The sequence below is a fragment of the Proteus sp. TJ1640 genome (assembly GCF_003144445.1).
GTDB classification, from domain to species: domain Bacteria; phylum Pseudomonadota; class Gammaproteobacteria; order Enterobacterales; family Enterobacteriaceae; genus Proteus; species Proteus penneri.
In genome coordinates this window covers 153005-177173 of the sequence record NZ_PENY01000006.1, presented here as the reverse complement: position 1 = coordinate 177173, position 24169 = coordinate 153005, and the positions used below count along the sequence as shown (strand labels likewise).

At 40.6% G+C, this 24169-nt stretch carries 22 protein-coding genes; 16 read left to right on the top strand and 6 right to left on the bottom strand.

The genetic code is table 11. The features are described from left to right. Positions 1-53: 53 nt before the first annotated feature. Entirely contained in the window at positions 54-1565 is a 1512-nt protein-coding gene (locus tag DK861_RS18135; RefSeq protein ID WP_162556751.1) for a VWA domain-containing protein, read from the bottom strand. 411 nt (positions 1566-1976) lie between these two features. Here DK861_RS18135 and DK861_RS02370 point away from each other — a divergent pair, with 411 nt between their 5' ends. From DK861_RS02370 to DK861_RS02300, 15 genes are all read left to right on the top strand, one after another. Further along, positions 1977-2762, top strand: a complete 786-nt coding sequence (locus tag DK861_RS02370) for a class I SAM-dependent methyltransferase (protein WP_109399141.1) — start codon at positions 1977-1979, stop codon at positions 2760-2762. A gap of 11 nt (positions 2763-2773) precedes the next feature. Further along, positions 2774-4348 carry a nickel ABC transporter substrate-binding protein gene (gene nikA, locus DK861_RS02365; protein ID WP_109399140.1) on the top strand — a complete coding sequence of 525 codons (1575 nt, stop codon included), beginning with the start codon at positions 2774-2776 and terminating at the stop codon, positions 4346-4348. Positions 4349-4419: 71 nt separating this feature from the next. Beyond that, the gene (gene opp1B / locus DK861_RS02360) at positions 4420-5346 is read left to right on the top strand and encodes a nickel/cobalt ABC transporter permease (RefSeq protein ID WP_109399139.1); all 927 of its coding nucleotides are present in this window, start codon (positions 4420-4422) and stop codon (positions 5344-5346) included. Between the two features lie 2 nt (positions 5347-5348). Further along, positions 5349-6218: a nickel/cobalt ABC transporter permease gene (gene opp1C / locus DK861_RS02355; RefSeq protein ID WP_109399138.1), complete on the top strand. Its 870-nt coding sequence runs from the start codon at positions 5349-5351 to the stop codon at positions 6216-6218. Next, positions 6196-7011: an ABC transporter ATP-binding protein gene (locus tag DK861_RS02350; protein ID WP_109399137.1), complete on the top strand. Its 816-nt coding sequence runs from the start codon at positions 6196-6198 to the stop codon at positions 7009-7011. The genes opp1C and DK861_RS02350 overlap by 23 nt, the downstream gene beginning before the upstream one ends. A gap of 24 nt (positions 7012-7035) precedes the next feature. Continuing rightward, positions 7036-7788 carry a dipeptide/oligopeptide/nickel ABC transporter ATP-binding protein gene (locus DK861_RS02345; RefSeq protein WP_109399136.1) on the top strand — a complete coding sequence of 251 codons (753 nt, stop codon included), beginning with the start codon at positions 7036-7038 and terminating at the stop codon, positions 7786-7788. A gap of 544 nt (positions 7789-8332) precedes the next feature. Continuing rightward, positions 8333-9919, top strand: a complete 1587-nt coding sequence (locus DK861_RS02340; protein ID WP_109399135.1) for an FGGY-family carbohydrate kinase — start codon at positions 8333-8335, stop codon at positions 9917-9919. A gap of 50 nt (positions 9920-9969) precedes the next feature. Then, a complete protein-coding gene (locus tag DK861_RS02335; protein ID WP_109399134.1) occupies positions 9970-11616 on the top strand; it encodes a signal transduction protein in 1647 nt (548 codons plus the stop codon). 10 nt (positions 11617-11626) lie between these two features. Then, positions 11627-12556 carry a dihydrodipicolinate synthase family protein gene (locus DK861_RS02330; protein WP_109399133.1) on the top strand — a complete coding sequence of 310 codons (930 nt, stop codon included), beginning with the start codon at positions 11627-11629 and terminating at the stop codon, positions 12554-12556. Positions 12557-12578: 22 nt separating this feature from the next. Continuing rightward, positions 12579-13631: an exo-alpha-sialidase gene (locus DK861_RS02325; RefSeq protein ID WP_006534529.1), complete on the top strand. Its 1053-nt coding sequence runs from the start codon at positions 12579-12581 to the stop codon at positions 13629-13631. A 20-nt stretch (positions 13632-13651) separates the two neighbouring features. Then, on the top strand, positions 13652-14626 hold the full coding sequence (locus DK861_RS02320) for a tripartite tricarboxylate transporter substrate binding protein (protein WP_228407144.1): 975 nt from the start codon (positions 13652-13654) through the stop codon (positions 14624-14626). Between the two features lie 61 nt (positions 14627-14687). Continuing rightward, positions 14688-15149, top strand: a complete 462-nt coding sequence (locus DK861_RS02315; protein WP_006534532.1) for a tripartite tricarboxylate transporter TctB family protein — start codon at positions 14688-14690, stop codon at positions 15147-15149. 19 nt (positions 15150-15168) lie between these two features. Further along, positions 15169-16686 (top strand): tripartite tricarboxylate transporter permease, encoded by a 1518-nt coding sequence (locus DK861_RS02310; RefSeq protein ID WP_006534533.1) that lies wholly within the window; start codon positions 15169-15171, stop codon positions 16684-16686. Positions 16687-16742: 56 nt separating this feature from the next. Beyond that, positions 16743-17747 carry a LacI family DNA-binding transcriptional regulator gene (locus tag DK861_RS02305; RefSeq protein WP_006534534.1) on the top strand — a complete coding sequence of 335 codons (1005 nt, stop codon included), beginning with the start codon at positions 16743-16745 and terminating at the stop codon, positions 17745-17747. A 255-nt stretch (positions 17748-18002) separates the two neighbouring features. Then, positions 18003-18593 carry a DUF4291 domain-containing protein gene (locus DK861_RS02300; RefSeq protein WP_109399132.1) on the top strand — a complete coding sequence of 197 codons (591 nt, stop codon included), beginning with the start codon at positions 18003-18005 and terminating at the stop codon, positions 18591-18593. A 50-nt stretch (positions 18594-18643) separates the two neighbouring features. On the opposite strand, the gene metF is transcribed toward DK861_RS02300, so the two are convergent. Then, the gene (metF, locus tag DK861_RS02295; protein ID WP_109399131.1) at positions 18644-19543 is read right to left on the bottom strand and encodes a methylenetetrahydrofolate reductase; all 900 of its coding nucleotides are present in this window, start codon (positions 19541-19543) and stop codon (positions 18644-18646) included. A gap of 278 nt (positions 19544-19821) precedes the next feature. Between metF and DK861_RS02290 the strand changes: the two genes are divergently transcribed. After that, positions 19822-20184 (top strand): DUF488 domain-containing protein, encoded by a 363-nt coding sequence (locus DK861_RS02290; protein WP_072064908.1) that lies wholly within the window; start codon positions 19822-19824, stop codon positions 20182-20184. A 112-nt stretch (positions 20185-20296) separates the two neighbouring features. Here DK861_RS02290 and glpD read toward each other — a convergent pair whose 3' ends face one another. From glpD to glpE, 4 genes are all read right to left on the bottom strand, one after another. Further along, positions 20297-21790 carry a glycerol-3-phosphate dehydrogenase gene (gene glpD, locus DK861_RS02285; protein ID WP_109399130.1) on the bottom strand — a complete coding sequence of 498 codons (1494 nt, stop codon included), beginning with the start codon at positions 21788-21790 and terminating at the stop codon, positions 20297-20299. Between the two features lie 309 nt (positions 21791-22099). Next, positions 22100-22858 (bottom strand): DeoR/GlpR family transcriptional regulator, encoded by a 759-nt coding sequence (locus tag DK861_RS02280; RefSeq protein ID WP_006534541.1) that lies wholly within the window; start codon positions 22856-22858, stop codon positions 22100-22102. Positions 22859-22896: 38 nt separating this feature from the next. Then, positions 22897-23736 carry a rhomboid family intramembrane serine protease GlpG gene (gene glpG, locus DK861_RS02275; protein WP_109399129.1) on the bottom strand — a complete coding sequence of 280 codons (840 nt, stop codon included), beginning with the start codon at positions 23734-23736 and terminating at the stop codon, positions 22897-22899. Between the two features lie 19 nt (positions 23737-23755). Further along, a complete protein-coding gene (glpE, locus tag DK861_RS02270; RefSeq protein ID WP_006534543.1) occupies positions 23756-24082 on the bottom strand; it encodes a thiosulfate sulfurtransferase GlpE in 327 nt (108 codons plus the stop codon). Positions 24083-24169 lie beyond the last annotated feature (87 nt).

The window sequence follows — 24169 nt, the reverse complement described above, 5'->3', positions numbered from 1 at the left end:
CTCAATGTGAAACCAAAGAGGGTGAATTAAATATTAGAAATAGTAATTAATCATTATTTACAGTTCTTCGGAATATAATCTTCAATCGCTTTGCGAGTCATTAAACTGACTTCATTCGCATTACGTGCAGTGAAGACTTTACCGCCCGTTGCATTCGCCACACAGTTACCTGCACCCGTTCCTAAGATATCGACAACATTAATAACCGCGCGAGGATGAGCACGTTTTAATGTTCTGGCTGCTGAACATGGATCTTGATCGCAAGACTCTAAACCGTCAGATAACAACACAATAATGGTGTCACGATTATTGTCTTTAATTAGATTACTTGCACGTTTAATCGACTCGGCTAATGGTGTGCCACTATCTGGCTCAATACGCTTAATGTAGTTAAGCAATTTTGACCGCTCATTACCCCCATAAGCAGGGCTTGATTTCACAACACCACAGTCAGATGCTACAACGGTAGTGATTTTCATATCTGACGGAATGTTATTAATAATTTTTATTGCGGCGTTTCTTGCTGTCGTGATCCGTCGGGGCTCGGCATCATAACCTGGGAAAATTTGTCCAGTTGAAGCGATATAATCTAAATCACTTTCTGTTAAATTCATGCTCAGTGCCATCGAGCCAGAAGCATCAAAAATAAGAATGACCTGTGGTGCTAATTCTGGTGGACGTTCGGCTGGACACATTTGCTTAATTTTATTTGCCAAGCGATTTTCACAAATTGCATTTGCCGTTTTCTCTGTCACACCGGTTTTTTTCAATTCATCTTGTACACAAGCTTCTAGTGGTGTGAGTTTTTTCACAGGCATGGGCTTGGGCACAGGTGCAAGGACTGGTTCTGGCTCTGGTTCAGGAATAGGCTCCGGTACAGGTTCAGGAGTGGGTTCAGGGGCAGGCTCTGGCTCAGGGGCAGGCTCTGTTTTTGGCGGTATAACAACAGCCGGTTTTTCTTCCACAACAGGAGGAACGGTCTTGGGATCAAAACACCCTTTTAGCCAAGATGCCAATAAAATTAAAAACAGCAAGAATAAGAAGAGTAATAGCCAACGTAACCAGCGATTGCGTGTTTTGGCTGACACATCAGCGAGTGCAGCACCCGCCGCCGCGGCACTTGCACCCGCAGTAACTTGAGCAATAGGTGGTGGTAATGGGGTTGTGCGCGGCCACCATGTAATAACAGGTTGCCCATTAATTACATAGACACTTTCGCTATCAGGCAGCGTTGATGCGGTATCTAAAAGGTGGCGCTCTTCATCCGTAATTCTATTTTGTGAAGCCAATAACGCTGTTTGCGTTTTAATATCGTTAAGGCGTTCATCTAAAATGCGTCTTATTTCTTGTTGTTCTTGGTCTTGTAACGAGGTTAAAGCGACAGGGTTGCCAGAAACAGGAGAATACCATTCAATCACGTCATCCGATTTTTTCTCTGGAGTAGCAAATAGAGAATGATACTTAGTCGGAAAGTGTTGGGTCAGCAATTGAAGTAATTGCTGTTGATGCGTGAAGGCAAAATCGGCGCGGGTAATATCAGCCGTTAATCGTGAGATTCGATTCATATTTTAGAGAGCCTTATGTGACGGCTTTATTCGTTTAAAGAAAGAAATTTAAGATAACAATATTATTGACTATAACGGTTTTATAAAAAAGGTGAAATTAAAGCGCCCACTTTTTTAATACAAGACAAATTTTATTTTTATTTCTAAATTCGCTCAATTTATTTCTCTATTTTAACAGGAGAAATAATCCATTTGCTTATTTATCTTCACCCCTATTAGGATGCGTATTTATGTTAAAGAGGAAGATCGCAAATTGGCTGATCTTCCTGATTAAGTACTGGTGAATATTGATATAGCACATAGAGCATCTTGGGGTTACAAGGTATGTTACCCACACTAAAAAATAGCCAAATCATTCGCTTTTAGAGGAATTTATTCCTCTTTTTATGTGGATATAACAGCAGGTTTCTGATGACAAATAAAATAAATAATAACCAATTACTTAATGATGTAACTCGCTACTGGAATATCAGAGCTGAAAGTTATAGTGAGTCTAATCAACAGGAATTGCTGAGCGAGAAACAACAGAAATGGCGTCACCTGTTATTGGGGCATATCAAAGAAGGCGAAACCTTAAAGGTGCTTGATATTGGGACAGGCCCTGGTTTTTTTGCCATTTTATTAGCGTTATCGGGTCATGATGTCACGGCAATTGATGCAACTGAGGGCATGTTGCAGGAAGCTAAACAAAATGCACAAACACATCAGGTAAATATTCAATTTATTCGAGGCGATGTACATCAACTGCCTTTTACCAATGAGCAGTTTGATCTTGTTGTCAGCCGTAATGTCACTTGGAATTTAAAAGCGCCGCAAAAAGCGTATTCGGAGTGGTTTCGTGTATTAAAACCGGGAGGCAGTTTAATTAATTTTGATGCTAATTGGTATTTACATCTCTTTGATGAGAATTATTGGCAAGGTTTTGTGGCAGATAGAGAGCGTTCAATTGAAAAGCAAGTTGAAGATCATTACGTCAATACAGATACCAAAGAGATGGAACGAATTGCCCGCCAACTTCCATTGAGTCAAATAAAGCGTCCTCAATGGGATATTAATACTTTGTTAGAAGTCGGTTTTAGTCGATATATGATAGATACTCGCATTGGTGATTTTGTATGGAACGAAGAAGAAAAAATTAATTATGGTTCAACACCAATGTTTATGATCCACGCTCAAAAACAAAGAATAAATGATTAAAGGAGAATAACGTGAAGCCCTTATTTTCAGTGTTCTCAACACTATTATTAACATTTACATGTGCTTTTCCTGCGTTAGCAGATAAAAGTAATAATATGTTGGATTATGCTAGCACAAAAGATATTCGTGATATTAACCCGCATCTCTACTCAGGTGAGATGGCGGCTCAAAATATGGTATTTGAATCCCTTGTATTAAATACCGAAAAAGGTGTTGCACCTTATTTAGCGGAACGTTGGGATATTTCCCCAGACGGCAAAAGTTATACCTTTTATTTACGTCATGATGTGACCTTTAGTGATGGCGAACCGTTTAATGCCAATGCGGTAAAATTAAACATTGAAGCTGTGCTAGACAACTATGAACGACATGCATGGTTAGAATTAGTGCGTCAGATTGATAACGTTGAAATTGTCGATGAATTTACCGTTAAATTAAATTTAAAACATCCTTACTACCCAACATTAACTGAATTAGGTTTAACTCGCCCATTCCGCTTTATTTCGCCAAATTCATTTATTAATGGCAAAACAAAAACAGGTGTTGCGAACTATATTGGTACGGGGCCTTGGGTATTAACTGAACATAAAAAAGACCAATATGCAGAGTTTAAAGTTAACCCAAATTATTGGGGAGAAAAACCTGTATTAAATGGGGTAATGTGGCGAGTGATCCCCGATAGACAAACCATGTTACTTTCTCTACAAAAAGGGGATATTCAGCTTATTTTTGGTGCAGATGGCGACATGTTAGATATGGATTCATTTGAAGCTCTTATGGCATCAGATAAATTCAATACTGAAATGAGTGCACCGATCGCGTCTCGCGCGATTGTGCTCAATAGTAGTCGTGCAATAACATCCAGCCAAAAAGTTCGTCAAGCATTACAATATGCCGTCGATAAAGAGGGGATAGCACAAGGTATTTTAGCGGGCAGTGAAAAAGTCGCTGATACTTTAATGGCGCGTAGCGTGCCTTACTGTGATTTTACTTCTCCAACTTATGTTTATCGACCGACAAAAGCGATTGAGCTATTAGAAGCCGAAGGCTGGGTATTACCAAAAGATCAGGCTATCCGTGAGAAACAAGGTCAGAAATTACAGCTGTTGCTCTCTTATAATGTGAACAATGCGGTTGAGAAAGAGATAGCTGAACTTATTCAAGATGATTTTAAAAAGATTGGTGTCGGTTTAACGATTTTAGGTGAAGAGAAACAAGCCTATTTAGATAGACAAAAAAATGGTGATTTCGATTTACAATATTCACTCTCATGGGGAACACCTTACGATCCGGCTTCTTTTGTTTCATCATTTAGAATACCGGCTCATGCGGATTATCAAGGGCAAAAAGGGTTGGCCAATAAAGCCGAATTGGATGCCATGATTGGTGAGCTATTAATTACACCTGATGAAACACAACGTCAGGAACTCTATAAAACCTTATTTACCTCATTAGCAGAGCAAGCGGTCTATATCCCATTAACCTATTCACGTACTAAGGCTATCCATCGCAATGAATTAGAAAATGTTGGCTTTAATCCGTCTCAATATGAAATACCGTTTGAAAAGATGCGTTTTAAGCCTTAATTAATACATCAATGAGATTAACCCAAATAAGTGTGGCACGTAATATCAACATGCCACACTGATTAAATCTTATGCTACGTTATATATTCTGGAGAGTGCTGGCTATCTTCCCACTGGCACTGATGATTTCGTTTATTGCTTTTATTCTGTTGGAATTAGCCCCGTCTGATCCTGCGGAGGTTGCGCTACGTGTCAATGAAATCGTACCAACACCCGAAGCCATTGAAGGCATGCGCCATGAGCTAGGTTTAGATAAGCCTTTTTTTACGCGTTATTTTTTATGGTTAATGGCAGGGTTTCAGCTCAATTTTGGTACTTCTTTTCTTACCAGAACCCCTGTTATTGAAGAGATGTTAAGGGCATTACCTCCAACACTTTGGCTAGCCTCGACGGCGCTATTCTTTACGATTATTTTGGCACTGCCTTTAGCATTGTGGTGTGTGGCTAAGCCTCAAAGTTTTACAGATAAGTGTATTCGTTTCATTGTGTTTGTTTTAACGGCTATACCTAATTATTGGTTAGGGTTGCTATTAATCTGGGGAGTCGCTGTTTATTTAGATTGGCTCCCTGTCAGTGGAATGTTATCGCCACAATCTGTTATTTTGCCTGCTTTGGCGCTTTCTTTAGGGTATATCGGTACTTATTTACGGTTATTAAGAGGTGCGATGTTAAACCAATGGCATCAGCCTTACGTCTTTTATGCCAAAGCACGAGGATTACCGGATAAGCTGATTTTACGTCGCCATATTTTACGAAATTCGCTGTATTCTAGTTTAACGGCATTGGGTATGAGTATTCCGAAGCTTATTGCAGGTACAGTGGTCATTGAAAATATTTTTGCATGGCCGGGAATTGGGCGACTATGTATCAGCGCCATATTTGGTCGTGATTATCCGATGATACAAGCTTATATTTTATTGATGTCACTGCTCTTTCTCTTTTTTAATTTTCTGATGGACGTCATTCAAATGGTGGCAGATCCACGGTTAAGGAGATAATAATGTGGCGAATTTTTTGGCAACGACTCGCAAAAGATAAAAGTGCACAACTGTGTTTATTGGTGATTATGATTGTGGTTATTGCAGGAATATTCGCCCCTTGGTTAGCACCGCATGATCCCACATTAACTTCAATACGTTTGAAATTTAAGCCCATGAGTGTTGATTATCCGTTAGGTACGGATAATTTAGGGCGCTGTATCTTTTCAAGGTTATTGTTTGGTGTAAGAACGACAGTATTTTATGCCTTATTAGCCATGAGTGTGACATTAATCATTGGTTGGTTAATGGGGATGTTAGCCGGATTTTTCCATGGAAAGACAGATACCTTGATTATGCGATTATGTGATGTGGTTTTGTCATTTCCTGCAGAAATTATGATCTTAGCGTTAGTGGGAATAATGGGGCCGGGCATTGGTAATATCTTAATTGCCGTTATTTTAGTGAAATGGGCATGGTATGCCAGAATGATCAGGGGGGTTGTTCGCCAATATTCACATCGTAACTATATTGCTTACGCCCGCGTGATTGGTGCGCCTTCTCACCATATTTTACGACGCCACTTATTACCTGTGACGTTTGCTGAAACTATCGTCTTAGCATCAACCGATATTGGCAGTGTTATTTTAATGATCTCGGCGCTCTCTTTTTTAGGGTTAGGCGTACAACCACCGACCCCAGAATGGGGAAATATGCTCAGTGAAGCAAAAAATGTCATGGTATTACATCCAGAACAGATGTTGCCTGCGGGGATTGCTATCACTCTTGTTGTCACCGCCTTTAACTTTTGGGGTGATTTTTTACGTGATGTGTTTGATCCTGATAATCGCCAGTCAGTAGGAGAAAAGCATGAACAACTTACTGACGCTTGAGCATGTTTCTATTACTCATCAAGAAAGCGGAAAAAAGCTGATTGATGATGTCTCTTTCTCGATAAAGCAAGGGCGTACATTCGCGATTATTGGAGAAAGTGGAAGTGGCAAAAGCTTGATGAGTAAAGCCATTATGGGATTACTGCCTGAACAATTAGTAGTATCAGGGGAGATCCTCTTTGAAGGAAAGAAAATCAGTGATGAGGCATTTTCTCAACGTCGAGCTTTATTGGGAACATCTTTAGGTTTGATTGTTCAAAATGGCATGAGTGCGTTTGATCCTTTGATGAAAATAGGTAAGCAAATCAGCCAAACTTTAATCTACCATTTTTCCTATACTAAAAAGCAAGCGCTGGAAGAAACTCAGTTGGCATTATCTCATGTTTTTCCTCATCAATTTCAATCTATTATGCAGGCATTCCCTCATCAATTAAGTGGCGGACAACTACAACGTGTGATGATTGCAATTGCGCTCGCGTTGTCACCTAAACTATTAATTGCTGATGAACCCACAACGGCGCTTGATGCACCTCTTCGTCGAGAGATTTTAAAGCTACTCCAGCATGTCGTCACCACTCATCATTCAACGCTGATTTTTATTTCCCATGACTTAGGACTCGTTAATGAAATTGCTGATGATATTGTCGTGATGCAAGAGGGAAAAATGGTTGAATGTGGTGATAAAGCAACCGTTTTGACATCTCCAACACAGGAATATACGCGTTATTTAATTAATGCACGCCGACAGCTTTCATTACGTTTCGAGCAATTGATTAATAAAAAAACAGATTAATATCATCATAATAAAAGAGATGCTATGTTATTAAACGTTGAGAATATCAGTAAGTTTTATACTCAAAGAAATAACACTTTATTCGGTGAAAAAGTGAAGGTTATTGATGCGCTTTCTTTTAATATAAATACCCAAGAAACTTTTGGTTTAGTAGGGGAAAGTGGTAGTGGTAAAAGTACCTTAGCTCGTTTAATTTGTGGATTAGAATTACCTGATAGTGGTGTTATCTCTTTAAATAATAAGCCCGTTACAAAACGACTTCATCGCCAAGGTATAATCAGTATCGTTTTTCAAGATTATCTGACTTCTGTTAATCCGACATTAACGGTAGGCGAAATTATTGCTGAGCCGATTAAAATCATTAATCCAAGTATTCGCCATCAAGCACTCAGAACACTTATTTTTGCTTTTTTAGATAAAGTAGAATTACCTAACAGTTGCTATACCCGTTATATATTTGAACTGTCTGGTGGTCAGGCTCAGCGGGTATGTTTATGTCGTGCATTAGCGTCTTATCCAAAACTTATTGTATTAGATGAAGCGCTTAGCTCTTTAGATATTCCCACTCAAGTTCAAATATTAGATTTATTAAAACAGTTAAAAGAAGAATTTTCACTCTCTTATCTTTTTATTAGTCATGATATTCAAACGGTGGCTTATTTCTGCGATAAAGTGATGTTCTTTTTACAAGGTAAGAAAATTGAATTATGTGAGGTAAATAATCTAGGTAATGTTACGCATGATTATTCTAAAAAACTTATTCAATCTGTTATCTAATTAATAAACAGCAAGACTTTTAAGTATTTTTTGATGTAATTCTTTTTCTGCTAATGTCGCTGAAAAAGCAGTAGAGAGAGACTGACAGCAATATTTTTTAACATGATCAAACACGCCAAAAATGAATATATAAATTTAAATTAACTTATTAAAAATAAAGTAATAGAGCGTTATAGCAATAGGAATATTATTGTTTTCCCAGATTTCATTATTTTTTGAATAATATCTTTCATTATTAGTGAGATATCTTTTAATAGAAGAGAGGGTATTGTTGAGGCGTTAATATTATTTTAAGTGTTTTTACTTACATTATTAATTAAATGTTCGTTAGTTTTATAGCGAACATAATCGATTCAGTACGTCATCTAAATAATGCATAAAGCCAAATAAATAAATTACCCATAAAATCATATAGTTAAATTATCTATGTAGATCTGCATCACAAACTACTCTTATTGTGATTGTTTTTTCGTCATGCTCGAATTAACTTGCTAACTCGAAGTAGCAAAAATTAGCATAGCGTTAGCAAATGATGAGGGTTCGCATGGAACAACAATATTTTATTGGCGTTGATGTTGGCTCAGCCAGTGTCCGTGCAGCGGTATTTGATAGCAATGGAAAGCGTTTGGGCTTTTCTGTCCGCCCTATTGCTCAATTCCGTCCAAAAACGGATTTCGTTGAGCAATCGTCTACCGATATTTGGCAGCAGGTTTGCACTACCGTAAAAGAAGCGGTGGCGTTATCTGCTATTGATCCTATCCATGTGAAATCTATTGGTTTTGATGCCACTTGTTCTTTAGTTGCAGTGGGTAAGGACGGTAAAGGGCTTTCTGTTTCACCAAGCGGTAACGCTGAACAAGATATCATCATGTGGATGGATCACCGAGCTGTACAAGAAACGGTCACCATCAATCTGACCAATGATCCTTCACTGCGATATGTTGGTGGTGAAGTGAGTATTGAAATGGAATTGCCAAAAATTCTGTGGTTGAAAAACCATTACCCAGAACGTTATCAAAATGTATGGCGATTCTTTGATTTAGCAGACTTTTTAGTTTGGAAAGCAACATCAGGAGATGTAGCAAGTACCTGCACATTAACCTGTAAATGGAACTATTTAGCACATCAGGGACAATTCAGTGAGAGTTTGTTAGCCGATGTAGGTTTGGATGAATTATTAGAAAAAGTACCACAAACCATTCTGGCATTGGGTGAACAAGCAGGTTGTTTAGATGAGTCGGTTGCCAATGCGTTTGGCTTGCACACAGGTGTCATTGTTGCTTCAGGCATTATTGACGCACATGCGGGTGGCTTGGCATTAACGGCATCACAACCTGAAGGGAGTTTGGCAATTATCAGTGGTACATCTAACTGCCATATGATTGTGAGCCAATATCCCATTATGGTGCCCGGTGTTTGGGGACCTTACTTTGGCGCGATGTTACCCGAATTGTGGCTAAACGAAGGTGGTCAAAGTGCCGCTGGTGCGTTAGTTGAATGGTCTGTCCGCCGTCATGAGTCATGGGCTGAATTAGAGCAAGAAGCGAATGAAAAAGGCGTTAACTACTATGCCTTATTAAACGAAGCTGTCGCTGAATTGGAAGAGAATGAACAATATCCAACGACACAGTTTCATGTTTTAGCTGACCATCATGGCAATCGTTCTCCGCGCGCCAATCCTGCTGCAAAAGGTATGGTAAGCGGATTAACACTGGAAAGTGGTCGTGTTGCATTGGCTCGTTATTATCTTGCAACACTGCAATCTATTGCTTATGGCACACGCCATATTATCGACACACTTGAAGATGCTGGACATCAAATCAATCGCATTGTGATGTGCGGTGGAGCAACGAAAAATCCATTGTGGCTACGCGAATACGCCAATGCGACAGGTCGCGAAATTCATTTAGCACAAGAAGAAGATGCGGTGAATTTAGGGGCTGCGTTACTCGGTGCTGTCGCGTGTAAAGCCTTTGATGATTTCTCAAAAGCTGCCAGCGCAATGGTACGAGAAGGCAGCATTATCACACCAGATAGCGACACGTTTGCTTTCCATCAAGCTAAATATCAAGTTTATTTGCAGATGTATCAAGATCAGCAGCGTTATAACGAAATGATGTCAGATTGTTGACCTCTAATTTTTCCGATTATGAACCAAGTTTACCTCACCAGGGATATCTTATGTTGAACTTAAATCTACCAAAATTACCAACAACCATCACAGCAGGTCAGAAAGAGATCCTGATGGTCACCAACGCAGACTTACGTGAGCCTGCAAACGTAACATGCTGGCCTGTACAGAAAAAATTTGAAGATAAATTGGCTGCAGCATTAGAAGCTCAAGGTTACAAAATGAAGCGTGCTCATGAAATTAATGAAGCTCGCGGTCATGGTTTTATCAGTAGTCAGCGTGAAGGTTGCGACATGTTTGCCGCTATCGATCCTGATGCGCCGGTTATCGTGTTATTAACTGCATGGCAATATTCACACCATATTGCCTCTTCATTAGCACACCATCGTGGTCCTATTTTACTGCTGGCTAACTTTGATGGTACATGGCCGGGTTTGGTAGGAATGTTGTGTTTAGCGGGCACGATGACCAGTTTAGGTAAAAATTATTCACGTTTATGGTCAGAAGAATTTGATGATGAATTTTTTGTAGATGGCTTAGCGACTTGGTTAAAATATGGTTATGTAAATCATAAGCTTAGCTATCTTACAGATATTGCGCCAACACACAGGGTAATGGCGACAGAAGCTGGCGAAGTGGGTCGTAAAGTCGGCGAATATATAATTAAAAATAAAGAAATAATTGGTTTGTTCGATACATTCTGTATGGGAATGATTAACGGGGTCTTCCCACAACAGGCGATGATCAATATTGGTATGCCAATTGAATCCCTTTCTCAATCTGCGTTATTGGTCGAAATGGCGAAAGTGCCGACAGAATTAAGAGAGGCATGTTTACAGTGGTACGAAGATAACGGGATGACGTTTATGTTTGGTCAAGATGACAAAACTGAACTCACTCGTGAACAGGTGATGGAGCAGTGCGCCATGATGATTGCAATGGCGCGTTTCGTCAAACGTTTTGGTTTAACTGCGGTGGGTGTGCAATATCAGCAGGGCTTAAAAGATTGTTGCCCAGCGTCTGACTTTGCTGAAGGTGCGATTGGTTCAACCGCGCGTTTCCCACTACCAGATGAAAACGGCGAGATTATCTGCCCTAATACGCCAATTCCTTGTATCAACGAAGTGGATATGGGTACGGCTATTCCTCAAACGATGTTATGGCGTTTATTAACCTCATTAGGATTACCGGCTGAAACCACATTGCATGATATTCGTTGGGGTAGTGAGTATGAAGGCACGTTCTACTGGGATATGGAAATTTCAGGATCGGTTCCTTTTGAACACCTCAAAGGCGGCTTAAAAGGTGCGACAGGTTATCGTCAGCCTCCGATGTTCTTCCCTAAAGGGGGTTCAACTATCGCAGGTCAAGGTAAAGCAGGGCGTTTGTTATGGGCGCGTGCACACTATGAAGGTACTGATGTAATTATGCATATTGGTACTGGCGTAGCGGTGGAATTACCTGAAGCAGAATTTGAACGTCGTCGTAGAGCAACTAACTACGAATGGCCATTACTGAACTGTACGTTAGATGGCGTAACACGTGATGACCTTATGGCGGGGCATCAAAGTAACCACATTACCGTGGCTTATGTTGATGAAGATAAATTGGCGTTTGTGCTTAAAGCATTCGTTGCTCAAGCATTGACTCAAGGTATCCAAGTGAAAGTGGCAGGCGATGCCATTAACTTACTGTAAGGAATTGATGATGAGCCAGCAAAAATACGTCGGTGTTTGGCCTGTTATGTTAACTCCCTTTGATGCCAAAGGGGAGATTGATTGGGCGTCATTAGAGCGCCTTGTAGACTGGTATATCGATTCTGGTGTACATGGACTCTTTGCTGCCTGCCAATCAAGCGAAATGTTTTATTTAAGTGATGAGGAAACTCAAGCACTTACCCGCTTTATCGTTGAAAAAGCAGATGGAAGAGTACCTGTAGTGGCTTCTGGCCATACTGCAACCGCATTAAGCCAGCAAAAAGAACAATTGCAGGCAATGGCAGGTACAGGTGTTGATGGCGTCATTATGATCAGTAATCGCTTAGCGCTTATTGGTGAGTCTGATGATAAAGCGCTGGAAACACTGCAAGTCTTAACCAATGTGGTACCAAAAGAGATTGATTTGGGCATTTATGAATGTCCTCATCCTTACAAACGCTTGTTATCTGAAGAGATTGTAGAGTGGTGTGCACAAAGTGATCGCTTTACTTTCATCAAAGATACGTGTTGTTCTCTACCAATGATAGAGCGCCGTTTGGCATTATCAAAAGGAACTCGCTTGCATCTTGCAAACGCCAACAGTCAAACGCTATTAGCTTCATTCCAAGCAGGATGTCAGGCATATAGCGGTGTTATGGCAAATTTCCATCCAGAGCTTTATGTTTGGCTTTATGAGAATTGGAAAGATAAACCAGAGCAGGCTGCGGTGTTAGCAGATTATTTATCAACAGCAGCGATGACCGAAACACTGGATTATCCAGCATGCGCTAAATATCATCAGCGCCTGATTGGTAACTTCAGCACACTGGTCTGCCGTTCCCGTAACAGCAGTCAGTTTGAAAACTCATTTTTCCCTTCTGCCGTCAATAGCATGACTGCATTGGGTGAGAATATGAAGAAGTGGCTTTCGTTAGATTAATTTAGGACACAGGAGTAGGAATATGCCTTTCGTGATGAAGGAAACCCAGTTTGTGCTTGATAATGCACATTCACTTTTTAATCACTGCCATGCTTCAACGATTGTGCGTGTGCCTAACTCTGAGCGTTTGTTAACCGCTTTTTTCGCTGGCGATAAAGAAGGTAGCGGTAATACCGCTATCTGGCTAGTGATGAAAGAGGGTGATCATTGGCAACACGCTCAACCTGTTGTTAAAAATCCGGGTGTTGCACACTGGAATCCAGTTTTACATGTTGACCCATCAACAGGTAATATCTGGCTGTTTTATAAAACGGGTCCCGATGTACATAGTTGGACGACCCAATACGTTATCTCGAAGGATGGCGGAAATAGCTGGAGTTTACCGAGTGAATTGGTTTCTGGTGATGTAGCACCTAGAGGTCCTGTGAAGAACAAAGTATTAGTGATGTCGAATGGCGAGTGGTTGGCACCAGGATCGGTTGAGGATGACCAATTCTGGGATGCGTTTGTCGATATTTCAAGTGACAACGGTCAACACTGGTTGCGAGTGGATATTCCGATTGAACATCATAAAGGTGGGCAGACGGAACATGAAATCTGGCAGGGTTTAAAGGACGATGCCCTATGGGAGACTGATCTACAACGCGTTTTTCAATGGGATGGCGTGATACAGCCAACACTATGGGAATCCCAGCCTGGGCATGTGCATGCCATGATGCGGAGTACGCGCGGTACTATTTATCGTAGCGATTCAACGGATTATGGGCGCAGTTGGTGTCCGGCTTATGCAACAATATTACCAAATAATAATAGCGGCATTGATGTCGTCTCCTTCGCAGATGGTCAACTGGCATTGGTGTATAACCCGAATTCAGGTAACTGGAGCCGTCGTTATCCTATCTCTGTCAGTCTTTCATCCGATAATGGCAGTACTTGGTCTGAACCATTCGATTTACTCGATGGGGAAGGCGAATTTTCATATCCGGCTATTATTGCTGAAAACAATACCCTACACGTGACCTTTACTTGGAATCGAAAAAACATTGTTTATCAGCAATTAATGGCTACTCAATAAAAATGTGGAGAAAGGGTTTTATGAAAAAGAGTCTACTCGCAGCGTTGGCGATTACGATGACACTGGGCATGGGGAATGCAGTTGCCCAACAGTTAACGTATCCTACAAAAAATATTGATGTTGTCATCCCGAAAAATCCGGGCGGTGGTACTGATACTTCTGCTCGTACTATCATTGAATTTGCAAAAGATGTTATGCCAGCTGGACGTATCTTCGTTCCTGTGAATAAGCCTGCTGGTAATGGTTTAACGGGTCTGATTGAAGTTGCTAATGCGCGCCCAGATGGCACAAAATTAGTGATGACAACCGTCGAATTGGCGATGTTCCCACACCAAGGAAAATCACCTGTTACTTATAAAGACTTTACCCCAATCGCAACAACTATTGCCGACCCAGTGGTATTAGTTGTTAATGCAGAATCACCTTACACCACGTTACAAGAGTTTATCGATGGCGCGAAAGCGAATCCGGGTAAACTGAAAGTCGGTAACTCTGGTATGGGTGCTATTTATCACTTAGCGGGCGTGAATATCGAACGTACTACTGGCGCTAAATTTAACCATATCCCTTATAACGAAGGTACAGGCCCGTCAATCGCAGCATTAGTGGGTAATCACATTGATGGCGTATTAACCACACCAGGTGCGGTTAAATCTCAAGTTGATGCGGGTATTTTACGTGTTCTTGGTGTAATGGATGAACGTCGTTTCCCATTATTCCCAGCGGTACCGACTTTCAAAGAAGCATTGAAATTAGATACTAACGTGAAAATGCGTGCTTGGGCTGTATTAGCAACAACCGCTAATGTACCTGATAACGTGAAGAAAGAGTTAGTGGATGCATTCTCTGAAGTGGTTCAAAAACCTGAATATCAAGAAGCATTGAAAAAACAAGGTATTATGCCTGTATTCATCACTGGTGACGATGCTTACCAAATGATGAAAGAAGACCACGAGATGTATGCTGAGTTAATTTCAACAACCCTGAAAAAATAACCTTTCTATTATTATAAACCACCCTACCTGTTACGGCAGGTAGGGTCGGGGAGATCCCGACATGACAAAAATCAATACAATCATCGGTGCGATTTCAGTGGCTTTCGGGGCACTAATTATCTATCTCTCCCGTGATATGAGCATGTTTGATGATTATGGTGTACCAGGGGAACGTTTTTGGCCTTACGGTTTAGCCATCTTATTTATTTTACTGGGGATTTTTCAATGGATCAGTGTTGTGGTTGATAAAATCAAACATGTACACCAGTCTGTTGACCTGAGTTCTACTGCAGTTAAACGCGCTTACGGTTTGGGCCTCTTTATGTTGGTCTATGCCACAGGCCTGCACTTTTTTGGCTTTATTATTCCGTCACTGCTTCTTATCCCGATCATTATGTGGCTGATGAATGAAAGAAAACCTATTGCATTGGTTGTTATTCCGGTTGTAATAGTTGCCGTCGTTTATGTCTTCTTTGACATTATCTTTAATTCACCTCTGCCAACCTCCGTCTTTTTTGAGTAAGCGGTAAAGGAGCTTTGAGATGGAAATACTAGACGCTTTAATGGTCGTTTTCAGTCTGGAAACGATAACGATGATCCTGTTAGGGGTGTTCGCGGGTATTATTATCGGCGCATTACCAGGCTTAACAGTGAATATGGGGATTGCATTACTTCTCCCATTAACTTATTCCTTCCAAGGAATGACAGGGATCCTCCTGTTATTAGGCATGTATTGTGGTGCCGTTTATGGCGGCTCAATTACTGCGATATTGATTAGTACGCCGGGTACTCCCGCTTCCGCTGCAACGGTATTGGATGGTTATCCAATGGCGAAAAAAGGGGAAGCAGGCAGAGCGTTGGGTTTATCTACGATGGGCTCTATGTTTGGAGGCGTCTTTAGTACGATCGCCCTGATTGTTATTGCGCCTCAATTAGCAAAAGTGGCGACGGGTTTCTCGGCGGCTGAATATTTTGCGCTCGCTGTATTTGGCATAAGTATTATTACCAGTGTATCATCGCAATCGATTGTGAAAGGATTAATGGGGGGTGCGATAGGTTTAGCGATTGCAACTATTGGGCTTGATCCAATGACATCTGGACCTCGCTTCACCTTTGATACCGTTTATCTAATGGGTGGCGTTTCGTTTATCCCTATCTTGGTGGGTCTGTTTGCTTTCTCTCAAGGACTTATTAGCTTTGAAGAAGAGTACCGTGAACGCAAACAGAAGAAGAGCGAAAAAATTAACGCACGTATTCACCGTGTATTACCAACATGGGCTGATTTTAAACGTGTATTACCAACTTATTTTCGTTCATCTGCCATTGGTACAACGATTGGAGCTATTCCAGGAACGGGCGGAGATATCTCATCATTTATCTCTTATAACGAAGCGAAACGTTGGTCTAAACATCCTGAAGAATTTGGTCACGGTTCACCTGAAGGTGTTTCTGCGCCAGAAGCCGGTGCAAACTCAGTCACAGGCGGAACCATGGTGCCGTTAATGACCTTAGGTATCCCAGGTGATGGCGCAACCGCCATTATTATGGGTGCGTTTATGGTTCAAGGATTGGCATTGGGGCCTCAGCTTTTTACGGACAATCCTGTTGAAGTAAACAGTATCTTTATTGGCTTGATGATGGCGAATATTTTCCTCGGTATCTTAGGTTTCTTATGTATGAAACTCTTTGTTCGAGTGATGGATGTGCCACGCCGTGTATTAGTACCTATTATCTTTGTATTATGTAGTGTCGGTGCTTATTCTGTGAACCATAGTATCATCGATGTATTTGTGATGATGGGGGCAGGATTACTCGCTTACATTATGATTAAGCTCGATTTTTCCATGTCTCCTGTGGTTATCGGGATTATCTTAGGGCCGATGGCAGAATCAAACTTACGTCGTGCTTTAATGATGTCTCAGGGTGATTTATCTATCCTGTATACACGCCCGATTACAGCGACATTCTTAGGTATTGCGATACTGACGTTGATCCTACCCATTATTGGACCTTCGTTAAAAGCGATGTGGAAGAAATACCGAGCTAAGCCTGCTCAGTAAAGGTTAACAGGCCCTCATCATTACGATGAGGGCACAATATCAATAATGGAATATTAATGGCAAAAACAGTTGAACAGATTGCAAATGACCTGAATTTGTCTATTACCACAGTCAGATTGGTATTAAATGGCAAAGGTGATCAATACCGGATCAGTGCAAAAACGCAAAAGAAAATAGCGGACTATGTTGAGGTGTTTGGCTATACCGTCAATCATGCAGCTAGAAGTTTAAAGCTGAATAAAACAGATACCTACGGATTGGTTATCCCTCGTCTTTCTAACCCATTCTTTGCCGCTTTAGCGGAAAAATTAGAGATGCATTGTCACCAAATTGGTTGTCAGCTAACAATTAGCTGTACCTATGGTGATATCAAAAATGAAAACAAGCTTGTTAAATCAATGGATGAACGCAATGTTGATGGTATTTTCATTGTTTCATCAAGCCGCAAAAATCAGCTACACCATGTTAAACATCGTCAAAAACCATTGGTATTTTTAGATAGAGATTTCTCTGTAAGTGAGGCTATTTGTGTCGCTTCAGATAACTGTGACAGTGGTGCTCAACTGACAAGAGCGATGATAAAGCAAGATGCACCAATCCATTTTTTTGCGGGAGATGCATTACTGCCCACGATTGCAGCGCGTTTGCGCGGTTATGTGCAAGCGATAAAAGAGCATTATGGCGATGATAGTCGTGTCACGGTCTCTTACGCAGAACAGAATACGACCAAAGATGGCGAACAAATGATGAAACAGTATTTAGAGCAACATCAGCAAATACCGACTCATTTTATTGCCTCATCACTGCCTATTCTTGAAGGTCTATTGAGTGTTATTCGTCAGCGTGAAGGTGTTATTCCTGCTCACCTCCATATTGGTACCTTCGATGATCATGTGATGTTGAGCTTTTTACCAAATAACGTGTGGTCAATGAAGCAAGATGAGGCTTTATTAGTCGAAAAAGCGTTTGAAATCATGACGGCAAAAATTTCAGGTAATACCGTGAAATCCCCTTCACTTATCAAAACACAGCTTATCGAGCGCCTAATCTCTACCCAGTGAGTCAATTAAATCGCTTATTCGCCTCACTTTGTGAGTAGATTAGCAAGATTAATTGACTTATCACTGTATAAATAAAACACAATAGGAACATGAGTCTGCTCGTTTTATTGTTATTCTTTTTTTATTTTTGTGGGCACGCATTACGCTATTTATATAGCCTTATAAAAAATAGGGACTCTTGATTATCTGTAATCAGAGGCTCATAATTTAAGCGGATAGTTCCATTTTATTAATATAAAAGGATATTAAAGAAAGATGAACGATGATGTTGACCGATGTCCTGAATGCGAAGTAAGGGCATATTATACGAATGATTTTGTTCGTGTTTATCAAGCCTATTCAAATACTATTGCTCAGAGCGCAGTCGCAAACGGAACATTTGTTTCGCCCCCCTTTAGTATGACCCGCATGACTTGGGTAAAACCTTCCTTTCTTTGGATGATGTACCGTTCTGGTTGGGGACGTAAAGACGCTAACCAAGCTTCTATTCTTGCCGTTGATATTACCCATGAGGGCTTTCAAGAGATGCTGACACAAGGTGTTGTGAGTCATTTTGACCCAGACCGCTATGTCAGTGCTGAAGCTTGGAAAGCGGCATCAGAAACCAGTAATATCTGTATTCAGTGGGATCCTGAACGTGATATTTATCTGAATCGACTCAGTTATCGCACTATCCAAATTGGTTTGCGAAATCAAGCCGTTGAAAAATATTGCCAAGAGTGGATTGTGAATATTACGGATATTACCGATAAGGCACGTAAAATAGATAATTGTATTGCTAATGGTGATCTCGACACCGCATACAGCCTATTGCCAGTAGAAAAGCCATATCACTTTGGTGAGTAATCTATCACGATGTTACCCCGCTTAATTAGCGGGGTAATTGTAAGCTAGGATCAGGCTTGTACCAGTTCAGGACGAACGCCTAGCGTATGGCAAATAGCATAGGTCAGTTCTGAGCGATTAAGTGTATAAAAATGGAAGTCTTTGACGCCTTCTCGGCTTAAGATCTTCACCATATCAATTGCAATTGATGCACCTACCAGACTACGGGTTTCAGGATCATTATCTAACCCATCAAACATTTTATGCATCCATCCCGGAATTTTTACATTGGTTAAATCGGCAAAGCGTTTTAACTGTTTAAAATTAGTGACAGGTAAAATACCTGGCACAATTTCCACATCAATACCTGTTGAAACACAGCGATCACGAAAACGTAAATAGCTTTCGACATCAAAGAAAAACTGAGTGATGGCGCGATTTGCTCCCGCATCGACTTTTCTTTTTAAGTTAATTAAATCCGCTTGTGCGCTTTTTGCTTCAGGATGGACTTCAGGATAAGCTGCAACGGAGATATCAAAATCACCCACGCCTTTGAGTAAATGAACTAAATCGGTGGCGTACATATCGGGCTTTTGAGTGTTGTCCGGTAAATCACCTCGTAAGGCAACAATATGGCGAATACCACTTTGCCAATAATCTTGTGCGATATGTTGTAGTTCTTCACGGCTAGCATCAACGCAAGTCAAATGCGGTGCGGCTTCTAATCCTGTACGCTCTTTGATCCCTTTAATAATCGAGTGCGTTCTATCTCGCTCGCCTGAGTTTGCACCATAAGTCACAGAAACAAAGCTCGGTTTTAAGGTATTTAAGCGCGCAAGAGATTGCCAAAGAGTATTTTCCATCTCTTCGGTACGAGGTGGGAAAAACTCAAAAGAAACTTGGATCTGGCCATCAAGCTCGGCAAGATTTTGGTTTAATGCTTCATGTTGGCTTGCGTGATAAAAGCTCATACCTATACCTCATCAATCATGTCACTGTGTTGTTATTCTTATTTAAGTATCACTACCTAGTCACCCATCTAACCATTTAGACGTCTAGATGTAGATTCTCTTAATTAGGTTATTTAGTCAACAACTATTCACCTTGTTTTTGATGAGGATAATTCAATCAAAAGGAGAGGAAATTTCATGTTGAAAGAGACTCTATGATGAAAATGAGCGTATTGAGAGGTCAATCTTCTCATTTTTCTTCTACAATAAAGTTAACTAACGTATTGATGAGAGGCGAAATGATCACTTGTAAACGTGTTTATGATGATAAAGACGGCGAGCATGAAGGTTATCGTGTGTTAGTCGATAGGCTCTGGCCAAGGGGTGTGAAAAAGACCGATTTTCATTATGATGAATGGAATAAAGGTGTCGCGCCTTCGACTGAATTACGAAAATGGTTTCATGGCGGAGGGGGCGATTTTACTGAATTCAGGCAACGTTATACGCAAGAATTAATGGCTGCACCTGAACATTGGCAATCACTTGTCGCAATAGCCAAAAAGCAACCGCTGGTATTACTTTATTCAGGTAAAGACGAGCAACAAAATAATGCAACGGTGTTAAAAGCTTTTCTAGAAAAGCAGTTAACTCATGATCAATGATGAGTAATTTTAGTGTTTTGGTAAAAAAAGCAAAAAAAAGTGGCGCGGTATTAGGCGCCACAAAATTGCTAATAAAAACATCGAACAGAGTCAGAGAATAGGGTGACTACTCTTATGAATTTTGTGTATTTGCCGCTAACCATTGACTAATACGTTGTTTTTGTTCGTCATCTAGCCACATGCCGAGTTTGGTACGACGCCAAATCGCATCATCAACTTCGATAACCCATTCATGTTTCACTAAATAACGTAATTCTGCTTCATACAGATTATGACCGAAGTTTTCGCCCATACCGGCTAAATCAGTAATACCTTCAAGCAGTAATTCAGTGTTGCTACCATAAGTGCGAGCAAAACGCAGCGCCAGTGCTTCTGGTAACCAAGGATGACGTTGACGAATTAAACGTGAATAACCATCACGATCACAACCTTCTAAATTACCACCCGGTAATTGACCATTTTTGGTCCACGGTTTACCCATGTTAGGGAAGTAGCTTACGAGTTTATCAACGGCGTGTTCGCCTAATTTACGATACGTCGTTAATTTACCACCAAATACAGATAATAGTGGTGTTTGACCATTATCATCGTGAACATCTAAGGTGTAATCACGGGTTATCGCTTGTGGTGAATCGGATTCGTCGTCGCACAATGGGCGTACACCAGAGTAATTCCAAACGATATCTTCTTTGGTTAACTGCTTTTTAAAGTGATCGTTATAGACTTTCAGTAAATACTGAACTTCGTTGTCATCAATAGCGACATCTTTAGGATCACCTTTATATTCAACATCCGTAGTACCGATGATAGAGAATTCATCCATCCAAGGAATAACGAAGACAATACGGTTATCTTCGTTTTGTAAAATATAAGCTTGTGGTTCGTTATGAGCACGAGGAATAACAATATGGCTACCTTTAATTAAGCGGATACCATAAGGTGATTTCAGTTTTAGGCCTTCGTCAAACAGGGTTTTAACCCAAGGGCCAGCCGCATTGACAAGAGCTTTTGATTGATAAAGCGCTGTTTTACCAGTACGTAAATCTTGCGCTTCTACCATCCACAAATTATTTTCACGCCAAGCGCGGGTTACTTTTGTGCGAGTACGCACTTCACCACCACGACGGACGATTTCTTGTGCATTGAGTACCACTAAACGTGCATCATCAACCCAACAATCTGAATATTCAAAACCGCGTGTTAATTCTGGTTTTAAAACAGAGTTTGCACCAAATTTAATGCCTTTACTGCTTGGTAGACTGACACGTTTTCCTAAATGATCATAAAGGAATAGACCAATACGGATCATCCAAGCTGGGCGTAAGTGTGCTTGATGTGGCAGGCGGAACCGCATTGGAAATGCGATATGTGGTGCTAAGCGTAATAATACTTCACGCTCTGCCAGTGCTTCGCTAACTAAGCGGAATTCGTAGTGTTCTAAATAACGTAAACCACCATGAATAAGTTTAGAGCTCGCGGAAGATGTCGCACTTGCTAAGTCTTGAGCTTCCAGCATAAGTACTGAAAGGCCTCGGCCAGCTGCATCCGCCGCAATTCCAGCGCCGTTTATCCCGCCGCCGATGACAATCAAGTCTTGAGTTTTCATAACATCCTCCTACGAATGCGCGAAATAATTCTTTAATGTTCGTTTTCGCTCACAATTGTAATGAAGTTTGATGAAAATGCCAACTATATAACTGATAAAAAACATAACCGCGTGATATGGGTAACAATTTATTATCATATCCACATTTTTTGTGGGTTTATTAATAATAAGCAACATTGTTCATGTATTAATGAAAAAGAGTGTAGACAGATCAAAAATGAGAGCAAATAGAATGGGTTAATCCGAGTTTAGTAGAAAATAGGCGAAAAAAAAGTACCTGATAAGGTACTTTTTGAGGAATTTATTCAATTAACATAATTCGAGTTGAACGTTGTGCTGCTCAACAATTTTTTGGATCCCTGCGGGGGGTTCTTGATCGGTAAATAAGTAATCGATTAGATTCATATTGCCCAAATTCACCATCGCATTACGACCAAACTTAGAATGATCAGTCACCAACATTACACAGCGTGAATTTTCGATAATTGCGCGTTTAGTGCGAACTTCATGGTAATCAAACTCAAGTAGAGAACCATCCATATCAATACCGCTTATCCCTAAAATACCGTAATCAAGACGGAATTGAGAGATAAAATCAAGTGTCGCTTCACCGACAATGCCACCATCTCGTGTACGTACTTCACCACCCGCAAGAATTAAGCGAAAGTCTTCTTTGCCCATCAGTAACGTTGCCACATTGAGATTGTTGGTCACGATACGTAGGTTTTTGTGGTTAATTAATGCATGTGCGACTGCTTCAGGTGTTGTACCGATATCAATAAACAGTGTTGCACCATCAGGAATTAAGCTTGCTACTCGTTGTGCGATACGTGATTTTTCATCAGACCACATAATTTTACGATCATGATAAGCCGTATTCACTGAGCTTGAAGGTAATGCCGCACCACCGTGATGACGTTGGATTTTGTTCTTTTCCGCTAATTCATTTAAATCACGTCGGATGGTCTGTGGGCTGACTTCAAAATGCTCCACCAATTCTTCAGTGCTGACATAGCCTTGTAGGCGTACCAGTTCAATGATGGCATCATGTCGTTGCGTTTGCTTCACAGGTATCCCCTAATGTTAAAAATATCATGTTAATTTTATTATGATCTACGAGATAATTGATGTCGATTATCCCACAAAGCCATCAATAAGCCGATAAGGAAGCCTGCAAAATGTGCAGCATTTCCGATAGAGTCACCTAAAACACCCATATAACCAGCAACAATCCACAAAATTGAAAAGACGATTAAACCTGTTGGAGCACCAATACCTTTTTCTGGATTACGTATTCCTGTTAAACCGACATAGCCAATTAATGCGTAAACAACGCCAGAAAGCCCGCCAAAGTTGGAATCTGTAAACAAGGATTGTGCCCAATTACTAAAGAGCGCAGAAACGAGCATGATCACAAATAATTTACCGGTGCCTAATTGTTGCTCTGTTTGACTTGCGAGATACCACCACATAGCAAGGTTGAAGGCGATATGCATCAGTGAAAAATGAATAAACGCTGGAGTAATATAGCGCCAAACTTCAAGGTTTAAGCTCTCTTCATAAGGCCATGCTAAATGGAGCATGACATCATAGTCACCAACCACTTGTTGCCAGATAAAAACGAGGATACATAAAATAATCACCAGTACCGTTAACGGCCCTGAACGTTGTACCATATTTTTTATCGAAAAAGCTGGGCGATATTTGATACCCGTATTTTGCGGATTACCGGTTTGCCAACTTGCGGCTTGGTAACGTGGGTGAAAAGGCTCGCGTAAAAAAGTATTGAGTTCTTTTTCAACCATATCCAATTGATGTTGGTCTTCTAACCAAAGTGAGATCTGCTGATTTTCATTTTTTGCGTGAATTCGCACACCTTTTGTTGCCATATAATTGACAAATAAATCAGCTGCTTGAGGGTTAGAAAGCGTAATAATGTGGATCATTAACAAAACTCATCTGTAGTTATTGCAGAGAGGTTATCGCTTGTGGAAACTCTCTTAGCCATGCTTCAAAACCACCATTAACACTGTAAACGGTTTCAAAGCCCATATTGACCAGATATTGAGCTGCTCCTTGACTGCTATGACCGTGATAACACATCACCATCACAGGCACATCAAAGTCAGCATCTTGTAAAAATTTGTTTAGCGTATCATTGGTGAGATGAAATGCGCCGGTAGCATGACCCATGCGGTAACTCTGAGGATCTCTAACATCAACTAAGATTGCCGATTGAGATGTCCAGAATTGATAGGCTTGTTCAATGCTGAGAAATTGAAACTTATCCATAATTGTCTTATTTATTATATTGCTAATTGATTTATTTGTTCTGAGCGAGAGAACGGTACATTTATCATAACGTCAAATAGGTAAAGA